8 protein-coding genes, 6 tRNA genes and 1 rRNA gene are annotated in these 10,425 nt (G+C 53.1%); 10 read left to right on the top strand and 5 right to left on the bottom strand.

Going from position 1 to position 10,425, the window contains the following annotated elements; all coding sequences use genetic code 11:
* The 7 genes from rrf to ACFO1S_RS11580 form a co-directional block, all read left to right on the top strand.
* A 5S ribosomal RNA gene (gene rrf / locus ACFO1S_RS11610) occupies positions 1 to 97 on the top strand; the annotation flags it as partial.
* A gap of 44 nt (positions 98 to 141) precedes the next feature.
* Positions 142 to 217, top strand: a tRNA-Thr gene (locus tag ACFO1S_RS11605).
* Positions 218 to 234: 17 nt separating this feature from the next.
* Positions 235 to 309, top strand: a tRNA-Glu gene (locus ACFO1S_RS11600).
* Between the two features lie 26 nt (positions 310 to 335).
* Positions 336 to 411: transfer RNA gene (locus ACFO1S_RS11595), tRNA-Val, on the top strand.
* A gap of 15 nt (positions 412 to 426) precedes the next feature.
* Positions 427 to 501, top strand: a tRNA-Gln gene (locus ACFO1S_RS11590).
* A gap of 5 nt (positions 502 to 506) precedes the next feature.
* Positions 507 to 582, top strand: a tRNA-Lys gene (locus ACFO1S_RS11585).
* Between the two features lie 36 nt (positions 583 to 618).
* Positions 619 to 701 (top strand) — tRNA-Leu (locus ACFO1S_RS11580).
* Positions 702 to 922: 221 nt separating this feature from the next.
* Here the strand turns inward: ACFO1S_RS11580 and ACFO1S_RS11575 are convergent.
* Genes ACFO1S_RS11575 through ACFO1S_RS11555 form a run of 5 tightly spaced genes read right to left on the bottom strand, consistent with a single transcriptional unit; the run spans position 923 to position 5,594 of the window.
* Positions 923 to 1,636 carry a GntR family transcriptional regulator gene (locus tag ACFO1S_RS11575; protein WP_204606301.1) on the bottom strand — a complete coding sequence of 238 codons (714 nt, stop codon included), beginning with the start codon at positions 1,634 to 1,636 and terminating at the stop codon, positions 923 to 925.
* Positions 1,637 to 1,646: 10 nt separating this feature from the next.
* Positions 1,647 to 2,663, bottom strand: coding sequence for a sugar kinase (locus tag ACFO1S_RS11570; protein WP_204606302.1), 1,017 nt, complete (start codon positions 2,661 to 2,663; stop codon positions 1,647 to 1,649).
* Positions 2,656 to 3,411 (bottom strand): 2-dehydro-3-deoxy-phosphogluconate aldolase, encoded by a 756-nt coding sequence (dagF, locus tag ACFO1S_RS11565; protein ID WP_204606303.1) that lies wholly within the window; start codon positions 3,409 to 3,411, stop codon positions 2,656 to 2,658. The genes ACFO1S_RS11570 and dagF overlap by 8 nt, the downstream gene beginning before the upstream one ends.
* Before the next feature lies 1 nt (position 3,412).
* Entirely contained in the window at positions 3,413 to 4,516 is a 1,104-nt protein-coding gene (locus ACFO1S_RS11560; protein WP_204606304.1) for a DgaE family pyridoxal phosphate-dependent ammonia lyase, read from the bottom strand.
* A complete protein-coding gene (locus ACFO1S_RS11555; protein WP_204606305.1) occupies positions 4,494 to 5,594 on the bottom strand; it encodes an amidohydrolase/deacetylase family metallohydrolase in 1,101 nt (366 codons plus the stop codon). Before ACFO1S_RS11555 ends, ACFO1S_RS11560 begins: the two co-directional genes overlap by 23 nt.
* Before the next feature lie 316 nt (positions 5,595 to 5,910).
* Between ACFO1S_RS11555 and ACFO1S_RS11550 the strand changes: the two genes are divergently transcribed.
* From ACFO1S_RS11550 to ACFO1S_RS11540, 3 genes are all read left to right on the top strand, one after another.
* Entirely contained in the window at positions 5,911 to 8,244 is a 2,334-nt protein-coding gene (locus tag ACFO1S_RS11550; RefSeq protein ID WP_204606306.1) for a helix-turn-helix domain-containing protein, read from the top strand.
* 303 nt (positions 8,245 to 8,547) lie between these two features.
* The gene (locus ACFO1S_RS11545) at positions 8,548 to 9,504 is read left to right on the top strand and encodes an ABC transporter permease (protein WP_204606307.1); all 957 of its coding nucleotides are present in this window, start codon (positions 8,548 to 8,550) and stop codon (positions 9,502 to 9,504) included.
* A 12-nt stretch (positions 9,505 to 9,516) separates the two neighbouring features.
* Positions 9,517 to 10,416, top strand: coding sequence for a carbohydrate ABC transporter permease (locus tag ACFO1S_RS11540; protein ID WP_204606308.1), 900 nt, complete (start codon positions 9,517 to 9,519; stop codon positions 10,414 to 10,416).
* Positions 10,417 to 10,425 lie beyond the last annotated feature (9 nt).

Genomic DNA, 10,425 nt, shown 5'->3' with positions numbered 1-10,425 from the left:
GGTTCCACGCGTACCCATCCCGAACACGACCGTTAAGCCCTCCAGCGCCAATGGTACTTGGACCGCAGGGTCCTGGGAGAGTAGGACGTTGCCAGGCTGGAAGTTATGTCTCTCTTAGCTATGCATAGGTATAGATGCCATGCTCTCATAGCTCAGTAGGTAGAGTGCATCCATGGTAAGGATGAGGTCACCGGTTCGATCCCGGTTGAGAGCTCCATTTTCCGTACCATACATGGCCCCTTGGTCAAGCGGTTAAGACACCTCCCTTTCACGGAGGTAACAGGGGTTCGAATCCCCTAGGGGTCACCAATTGTTTTCTGGAAGAGAATTATCGTGGAGGCTTAGCTCAGCTGGGAGAGCATCTGCCTTACAAGCAGAGGGTCGGGGGTTCGATCCCCTCAGCCTCCACCATTAATTTCCTACCGTTGGGGATTAGCCAAGCGGTAAGGCAACGGACTTTGACTCCGTCACTCCTAGGTTCGAATCCTAGATCCCCAGCCATTCTTGAGCCATTAGCTCAGCTGGTAGAGCACCTGACTTTTAATCAGGGTGTCGAAGGTTCGAGTCCTTCATGGCTCACCATTCTGTTTGTCTGACAGACAGGATATCCTGTAACATGCGCGTATGGCGGAATTGGCAGACGCACCAGACTTAGGATCTGGCGGGCGACCGTGGGGGTTCAAGTCCCTCTACGCGCACCACATACTAACATCAGGCTCTTAAGATCAAACGATCTTAGGAGTTTTTTAATTTATATGTTATCTGATATGTTATCTGATGACCTGATCGATCTGATCTTTGCGGCGTGAATGAAACGAAAGCGGCCTATTGTACTGCATGGTTCCATTACTGGAATTGCAGGTCATAGGCCGCTTTTTTTGGCTATGCAAGACACACACTAAGTCACACGCTAATGCTGTTTCTACATTTCATAATTGATCACGTAGTGCTGCATGGACGTATTATAGTAGCCTTCGCTATATTCCACGATCTGACCGGATTCGTCGCAAGAGTGACGAACTCTCTTCAGGACAGGAGTACTGCCTGCGAGCGTCAGCGCCGCGGCGGCTGTATCCGGAGGGAAGGCGACGGAAAACTCGTCTCGGAAGCTCTTCAGCTCGATTCGGTGGTCTTCAAGCCATCCGTAAAGGGACTGCGCATCCAGGACCGAATGCTTCGCGTTCGCAAGGCGTGAAGGGAGGTAATGCGTATATTGGATATAAGGAACGTCGTTCAAAAAATACAAACGCTCGACGCGGAGGCATTCCGGTCCGAACAGCCGGCAGGGCTCGGTTCCTTCTTCGCAGCGGATCAGTTGGGCGCTGAGCAATTGTTTTCTCATCCGATGTCCTTCTTCGACAAGCACTTCCGTGAATCTCTGCGAGGTAGAACGTTTGGACGTTGACGTGTTCCGAACGACCTTCGTTCCTTTGCCGCTGCTCGTCTCAAGATAGCCTTCCTGGACAAGCTCTTTGATTGCGTTGCGAACGGTAATTTTGCTTACGCCGAACTCTTCCTCCAGCCGGGGCTCGGAAGGGATGTTTGTTTCGAGAGGATAGTGGCCGTGCAGGATGCGATCTTTAAGAATGCTTTTGATTTGCAAATATAAAGGACGTTTGTTCCGGGACAGGTTCATCGTACAACCGCTACCTTTCTATATCGCTTATCGCTTCCGTCATGGCTCTCAGCACTTCCGGCTCCGAGGCCATCGGCGTATCTCCCGCGACGGTATGCGCGAGCATGGCGGCCGACGCGGCGAAGTTAACGGTGACGTCGGGCGTCAGGCCCTCCATCTCTCCGTGCACAATTCCGGCCGCATAAGCGTCTCCTGCTCCAATTCTATCATAGACGGCGAAAGAGAGCTCCCTGGAAAAAACAAAGGCCTTATCCTTGTACATAAAGCCTTGCAGCGAGTGCGTAAGGTCTTCATTAATCGTGCGGTGTGTACCTGCAATAACAGAGATCCCGTATTCTCGCGCAACGGCGGGGATCAGCTCGCTCACTTGGTCCCGCCAATTCTCCCGATCAGTCTTCATGCCAAGAAGATGAATGGCATCCTTCTCATTCATGAAGACAATATCGGCGAGGCGCAGCATATCGGAGTAATGGGGCTTGGCCAGCGAATAGCCGGCATCTCCCCAGAGGACTGGCCGGTAGTTGCAGTCGAAGACCACCGTACGGCCGTTGGCCTTGGCGACACTCGCGAGCGTCTTCATGTGCGTCCTGACGAGGTCGTTCATGGCCAGAGTGATGCCGCAAAAATGCACGACATCCGCCTCCCTAGCGATTGCATTGTAATCGTAAGCGTCCTGCGGCGCTGTGTTGAAGCTGCTTTCCGATCGATTCGAATAGGTGACGCGGCTCGGCCTTGCGCCGAAGCCGTTCTCTAGGAAATACATGCCGATATATCGGCCTCCGCGTCCCACGAACGGCGGAGCTACGCCGAGCTTGCGCAAATAGGCGAGCGCGGCTTCGCCGAGCGGGTTCTCGGGCAATCGGGTAACCAAATATCCGGTGTGACCGAACCTCGCCAATGCCGACGCGACGTTTACGCCGGTGCCGGAAAACGAGTACCGCAAGGTGTCGGCTTGGGACAGCATGTCGTATCCCGGCACCTGCAGGCGCATCATGACCTCCCCGAAAGCGGCGATTTTCTTAGGCATAGCGATCGACCCATTTCTTCATCGCAGCGAGCAGCGTACGTACGTCGCCCGGCTTGGTTTGCCCCGTCGCTTCGTCGATGATCGAGGAGTAGACGTGAGGGATGACTTGGGGAACCCCAGCTTCGAGGGCGATCCGCAGGATAGGCTCGAAGTTGTCCAAATCGATGCCGCCCGTCGGTTCCAGCGCGAAGCTTTCCTCGCCGCACGCCTTGGCAACGGCACGATATTCGTCCTCGCGCACGAGGCCGTTCATAGGGAAGTACTTAAGCGCATTGCCGCCCATGTCGCGCACGAGGGCGATAGCCGACTTGACGGGAACGATCGCGGCTTCGCCAAGTGCGGCGCTGGCCGGTCCCGTTGATAGATTCACGTAACCGGCTTGCCCTGACGGGGCGACGAGCGCATTGATCCAGCTGCCCTGATCGCCGACATTGGCTCGCGTAGCGCCGACGGACGGGAATACCTGATTGATATGAGTGCCCTGATAATGCTTCGCGATCTCCGCGACGACGGCGGCCTGACGGTTGTCTCCCGCGCCGAGCCCGATAGATACCGCGTCTTCAATCGCCCGCCCGTATTCGCGCATGGCTGTCACTGCCGCTTGAACCGTAGGGTAGTTTTTGGAGAGCACGCCAACCAGCACGAAACCTTCCGCCGCTTCGAACACGGCTTCAGCGTTGTCCACGCTGCCGGCCAATACATTCAGCGCCGCCCGATTCTTGTAAAGACGATTCGTTATATTTGCCATATTAATTGCCTCCTGCCAGCTCGCGGATTCTGGCCGCGATCACTTGAATGTCGTCGCCTCGCAATGAACGGGGGTCGAGGTCGAAGTAGCCTTGCTTAACACCATAGTCGCGCGTATAGATGGCGATTGGACCATTCTGCAGCTCCGCCGCCATACGGCCGGCCGTCGTACCCGCTTGCTGTGGATTGATATGCACCCGCGCGCGGAAAATAGCTCGGCCAGCTTCGTCTTGAACGATCGATATCCCGACGCCTTGCAGCTCGTTAAGGGGAAGCAGCGCTTGAAGAGTTGCGATCTCCGCTTCGCTCGTATCTTCCTTGACGATATATTCGTCGAGAGCTTGAAGCAGCCCGAAATACGACTCCTTGCCGACCTTCATGCTGCGGCCGATGCCGTGCAATTGCGTCTTCACCCACTCCACAAGCTTCCTCTTGCCTCCGACGATGCCGGATGTAGGACCTTCGACCGCTTTCGAGCCGCTGTAGATCGCGAGATCCGAGTATCTCACGTACTTCTGGATATCCTCCTCCGCCGCAGCGTCAACGATGAGCGGTACGCCATGCTTGCGGGCAACCTCCCATGCTTCCTCGACGGAAATCATGTTTTTCTGCACGCAATGGTGCGATTTGACATAGAGGATGGCGGCTGTGTCTTCCGAGATCGCCTCTTCGATATGCCAAGCCTTGCCTTCGTTCGCATAGCCCACTTCAAGCACTCGGCCCCCTCCCAGGTACACCATCGTTTCGACAGGAGCGCCGTACTGCACGTTATGACCCTTGAAGAGGATGATTTCGTTTTTCCGAATCGGCTCCTGGTGCAGACGCAAGCTCTTGCGCCTGTCTCCTTGCGTAACGACGGCCGCGACGCAGAGCGCGATGCCGCTCGATGCCGAGTTCACGACAACAGCCGCTTCCGATCCGAGAATCCGGGCGATATGATCTCCGGCTTTGTCAACGAGATCGGCGATTTCGACATAGCTTTGCCCGCCGCTCTTCATGGCATCCATGACCGTATCGGTAGGAGCCGATACTCCGATGACGCTCATTCTTCCGCTTGCGTTGACGACTCGCTTAAGCCCGTATTTAGCATGACATGAATGCTCCATTGACTACAACTCCTTTGGGTTCAATCCATTTGTCCGCAATTCTCTCCGCACCTTCAGAATCTACAAGAGAAGCCGATCGGTCTGCCACCTTGAAAAGGGTGAGATTCGCGGCCTCTCCCTCATGAATCCGGCCGAGGGCCGGTTTGCCCAGCCACTCTGCTGCGCGTACAGTCACAGCCGCGACAACCTCTCCGAGCGGATAGCCCAGGGCAAGGAACTTCGTCATCACGTTCGCCAGGCTGTAAACGGGGCCCTTCAGCCGATTTCCCCGGTAGATGTCTGAGCTGATCGTATCAGGCGCGATGCCATGCCGCTTTGCGGCTTCGGCGACTGCGAACGAGAAGCTCGCGGTGCCGTGACCGACGTCCAGTCGGACATCGCGCCGAATGGCATCCGTCAGAACGGGAAGCGGACTGCCTTCCGCATCAAAGAGATTATTCTTTTTACCGTTTAGGTAATGGGTGATAATGTCGCGCTTTCGCAGCAAGGGGACGATATCTTCGATGTCCGGCGGCCCCGATCCAATGTGAACCATGATCGGCAACTCCGTAGCATCCGACAAAGAACGGGCAAGACGCAGCGGCTCAATGCCGTTGTCCCCGACGACGCTCCGGCTTATTCGCGCCTTCAAACCAACAATAAAGTCCGGGTGCTGCCGTGCGGCCTGAATCGTTTTTTTCGCGTCTATCCAGGCCAGGTCGGACAATTCGTCGATCCGGCTCAGCCCGATACTGGAAATGTTCAGAAAGGCGAGCAGGTTCGTTCGGGCACGGCTGCCGCTTGCAGCCAGCTCCGCGATCCGGTCGGCTCCGCAGCTTCCGGCATCTACGATCGTCACGACGCCTTGTCGAACGCCAATCTCGTCGATCTCGTCCCCGTAAGGATCCAATTCAGGGAACGCGTGGACGTGCAGATCGATCCAGCCGCTTGAGACGTACAGTCCGGTTCCGTCGTATTCCACGTTCCCGTGGCCGCTCCAGGGCTTCGAGATTGCGGCGATAATACCCTCTTCAACGGCGATGTCGACAGCCTGTTCGTCGGTCAGCTTCAAATTGCGCAGTATGAGTCTTTCTCGCATAGAATCCCTGCCTTTTGCATAACAGATCTGATTTCCCTCATCCCTAAGGATAGCACAGAATTCAAAAATAACAATATAACGTTATAATGTTTAAAGAGGTTCCGAGCTGTGACGATTCATGGCTGGGATGGCGCGCCGTTCGGGGAAGTATCGATGATTCGGAATGCTCCAGCGATTGCCAATAGAGGGGTTTGAGCGTATGTGTATTGCGGCAGGCAGTCAGAAAAAAGCTTGATAATGAAAGTGTGTGCGCTTACAATGTCTTTATATTTGCGAAGAGTAGTCCAGGGAGTGCCGGGGAAGGGAAGGACGGTAGATGATGCTGCTGGAAAAGCGCTTGAGACAACAACACCTGTTCGTTCGCTTTATGGTGCCCTATATCTTGTTCATGCTATTTGCCTTGTTTCTCGGGTGGTTGTTCTATAGCCAAACCTACGACGTAGTCAAGGGGGAAGTCACGCGCAACAATACGCAGCTGCTGGAACAAGTGAAGGGGACGATGGACAATCGGTTTTCCGAGATTAATCGAATCGCCTTGCAATTATCGAACGATCCCATGGTGCAGAGCTTTCAGCGCGTGAGCGATCCGTTCAATAGCAAGAATGCGTACAAGGTCATCGAAACGCAAAAAAATCTCTACACCTACAGCGCGTCCAATAACTTCGTTCTTGATTATTATCTGGTATTCAAAAACAGCGAGCTGGCGTTATCCAGCAATTCGACGTACGAGCTGCAGTCGTTCTATCGTCATGTGCTGTCTTATTCCGATATGGATTACGAGACGTGGAAGAGCGATCTGTTCGGCACTTACCGCAATCGGGAGCTTATGGCCGCGGGCATGACGAACTATCTGGAGAAGCCTCAGAAGATGCTGACCTATGTGCAATCCTTGGGTTATCCGAAACGCATTCAAGGCGCTCTTGTGGTACTAGTCAACAACCGCAATCTGGAGTCGTTGCTCGGCGGCATTGACGTATCCGACGGAGGATGGGCCTACATTCTGGACGACAAAGGGCGCGTAGTCAGTTCATTGTCGGGAGATGGAGGCGTTCCGAATTTCGATATCGGCGCTTTCCCGGACAAATCGGGAATCATCGAAGCCAGCAAGACCACTAACGACATGATGGTCACCTATACGACGTCGTCCTACAACGGATGGTCTTACGTCGTCGCTCAACCGCCTCATGTCGTGCTGGGGAAAATGGCGTCGATCAAGCATACGACGACTGCGATTTTATTGGTATTTCTCGTCATCGGAATCGTTCTGGCCTACTTATTCGCGACGCGCAACGGCAGGCCGCTGTTCAAGATCATATCGACCCTGACGGAGCGGATTAACGGAGGAGAATCCCGGCGTCCGAAGGATATGTATGGATTCATTCAGAATTCGCTCCATCAGCTGATCGATAACAACGACGCTCTTCAGAACGCGATTGACCGTCAAGCTCCAATCCTGTGGGAATCGTTCATGGGGCGGCTGCTTAAGGGAGACTTCCTCGCCACGAACGAGATCAATGCCCTGCTGAAGCACCAAGGCGTAGAGATTAACGGCGCGGGCTATGCGGTCGGTATTCTTCATTTCCATAGCGGCGGGCACGGGTTTAATGAGGACGTCCTGCAAAAGCTGGATATCGAGAGGGTGCTGATTAACGAATCGCTGCGCGCGACGCTGGAGGACCCCCGGTTCGCCCATAACATCGCGGAAGACAAAATCGCCTTATTGTTCATGGATTACAGCGGAGACAGCCTGCTATTCAGGCAAATGATCGAGCGGAACCTTGAGATGATCAAGGCGAATATCCAATCTCGCTTCCCGATCAAGCTGCACTTCTCGATCGGAGGATTTCGCTCGTCCTTGCTGGAGGTCACCGGTTCCTATGAGGAGGCGCGGCAATCGTTATCCGCGATCGACTACGAAGAAGCGGGACAAGTCGTTTGGTTCAGCGATCTGACCAACGGGGACGACGGCTTTTATTTTCCGGGAGAAGCGGAGAGCCGCTTGATCAATTATACGAAAGCCGGAGAGACGGAAGAGGTTCGGAAGCTGCTTCACTCGCTTTTCCTGGAGAACTTCCAGAATCGGAGCCTTCCTCTCGCGATGCAGCAATTATTTTTCTTTGAAATCGTCAGTTGTTTGGTCAAGGTTCAGGATCAGCTTATGCTGCGCGGCCGGGACGATATCAAACAATTGATCCATCAGCTTAGCGCAACCGATCATCCCAAGCAAGCCTACGGCAGCGCGATGGAGATGTTCCTGTCCATCTGCGGAGAGATCGACAGACGCAAGAAAAGCCGCAACGTAAAATTGATCGACGATATCGTAGCCTATTTGCAGGAGCACTACGGGCAGGCAAGCATGAGTCTCGACTCTGTTGCGGACCACATGCACATTTCGAAGGGGTACATGTCACAGTTCTTCAAAGAACAGATGGGCGTTAATATCTCCGAATACTTGGAGAACTTGCGAATGGACAAAGCCAAGAGGCTTCTCGCGCTCACCTCAAAGCCAATAGGGGAGATCGCGGAGCAGGTAGGCTATCATTCTGCCAGCACCTTCTGCAGAGCTTTCAAACGCGGCAGCGGAGTAAGCGCGACATCGTATCGGGAATCGGCCCACAAGGACGTCGGATTTTCCTCTTCGCACGGTTAAGAGTAGCTGAATAGAAAGGTCAGGGAGAGTTGTTCCTGGCCTTTCTTTGCGTGTCTACGTTAATTAATCTAACTCATATATTACATACATATTTTAGGTATACAACCTATATAACGGGGTTAAAGCGCTTCATTCTTGCGAATTGCATACGACATGAACAAAGATCAAGTGATGTTTCTTGACAAATGCACACTAAATTCGAGATAGACAATTTACATTTGCGGTCATTCCGACCTATGCTGAGTTCACGCCGCCGACAACGGGCGGACATCGATACCAGGCATAAGGGAGGTGAGAATGGGAATGAGCGCATTGCAGATCAAACGTTCGCCAAGCATTGCCGCTAAACGGTCTCCCGTATCCAAGAAGCTCATCAAGAGCTGGCAGTTGTATGTTTTGATGGCGCTTCCATTTCTTTATTTAATCGTTTTCAAGTATGTGCCCATGTATGGAGCCCAGATCGCATTCCGAAACTTCCTCGTGACGAAGGGGATTTGGGGAAGTGAATGGGTCGGACTCAAGTTTTTCGAGCAATTCGTCAACTCTTATGATTTTTGGCGCATCTTGAAAAACACGTTCTTCCTTAGCTTTTACAATCTGCTGGCCAGCTTTCCTTTTCCGATCTTGCTGGCTCTCGGGCTGAATTATTTACGTAACCGCTTTTACAGAAAAGCCGTTCAGTTGGTGACTTACGCGCCTCACTTCATTTCAATCGTCGTTGTCGTGGGGATCATCAAGGAGCTGCTGGACCCGAGAATCGGAATCGTGAACAAGATCATCGGCTTTTTCGGATTTGAACCGATCAACTTCATGGGCGAAATCTCGATGTTTTCCTCCATCTACGTCTGGTCGGACGTTTGGCAGCATGTCGGCTTTAACTGTATTATCTTTATTGCCGCGTTGGCTGCTATCGACCCGGCCCTTCATGAAGCGGCGGTCGTCGACGGAGCCAGCAAGTTTCGGCGTATGTGGCATATCGATCTTCCGGGGATCATGCCGATGGCGATCATCCTGCTGATTCTGAACACCGGACATATACTGGACGTCGGTTTCGAGAAGGTGCTGCTGCTCCAAAATCCAATCAACTTGAAAGCATCTGAAATTATCGACACGTATGTGTACAAGGTGGGCTTAACCGCGCAGGTGGCGAATTACTCCTATTCGACGGCAATCGGATTGTTCAAATCCATTATCAATCTTGCGCTGTTGCTGGCCGTAAACAAACTTGCGCAAAAAACCAAACAGGCAAGCTTGTGGTAGGGAGGTGAACCTATGAATGTCGCGTTTCGCAACGAATCGATTACGGACAAGCTGTTTACTATACTGAATACGCTGATGATCACGCTGCTTTTCTTAAGCGTTCTGTATCCGATCATCTATATCGTAAGCGCCTCCTTCAGCGACTCCCGGGCGGTTGTTTCCGGCGAAGTCTGGCTTTGGCCGGTTAGGCCCAGCCTCGAAGGCTACTCGGCGGTGTTCGATTACAAGCAAGTGTGGGTCGGACTGAAAAATTCTTTGATTTATACGGTTGTCGGAACGGCGATTAACGTGGCGATGACCGTGCTCGCCGCATACCCGCTCTCCCGCAAGGATTTTTACGGCAAAAACATGTTCATGATCTTGTTCATGTTCACGACCATGTTCACGGGCGGTCTCATACCGAATTATCTGCTCGTCAGAGAGCTCGGCATGCTGGATTCGATCTGGGCGATCGTCATCCCCGGAGCGCTGACGGTGTGGAACGTGATCATCGCGAGAACCTACTTTCAAATGTCGATCCCCGATGAAATGCTGGAAGCGGCGCAGCTGGACGGTTGCAACGATTTTCAGTTCGTGTGGAAGATCGTCATCCGGTTATCGGGCCCGATTCTGGCGGTCATTACGCTGTACTATGCAGCCGCCAACTGGAATCAATATTTCAACGCCATGATTTACTTGAAGTCTCAAGATCTCTATCCCTTGCAGCTCGTGCTGAAGGATATTCTCGTCAAGAACGATATCGATGTCGCCATGCTGTCGGGAGATCCGCAGGATGCCGCAAGGCGCGAGGCCTTGAAGACGCTGTTAAAGTACTCTTTGATCGTCATTTCCACCATTCCATTGCTTCTGTTTTACCCGTTTGTGCAGAAATACCTGGTTAAAGGCGTCATGGTAGGCTCACTAAAAGGATAAAGGGAGAAG

It is taken from the genome of Cohnella boryungensis, assembly GCF_042651945.1.
Classification (GTDB): domain Bacteria; phylum Bacillota; class Bacilli; order Paenibacillales; family Paenibacillaceae; genus Cohnella; species Cohnella boryungensis.
Note: the sequence above shows the minus strand (reverse complement) of the source record. Positions and strands in the feature narration are given on the sequence as shown.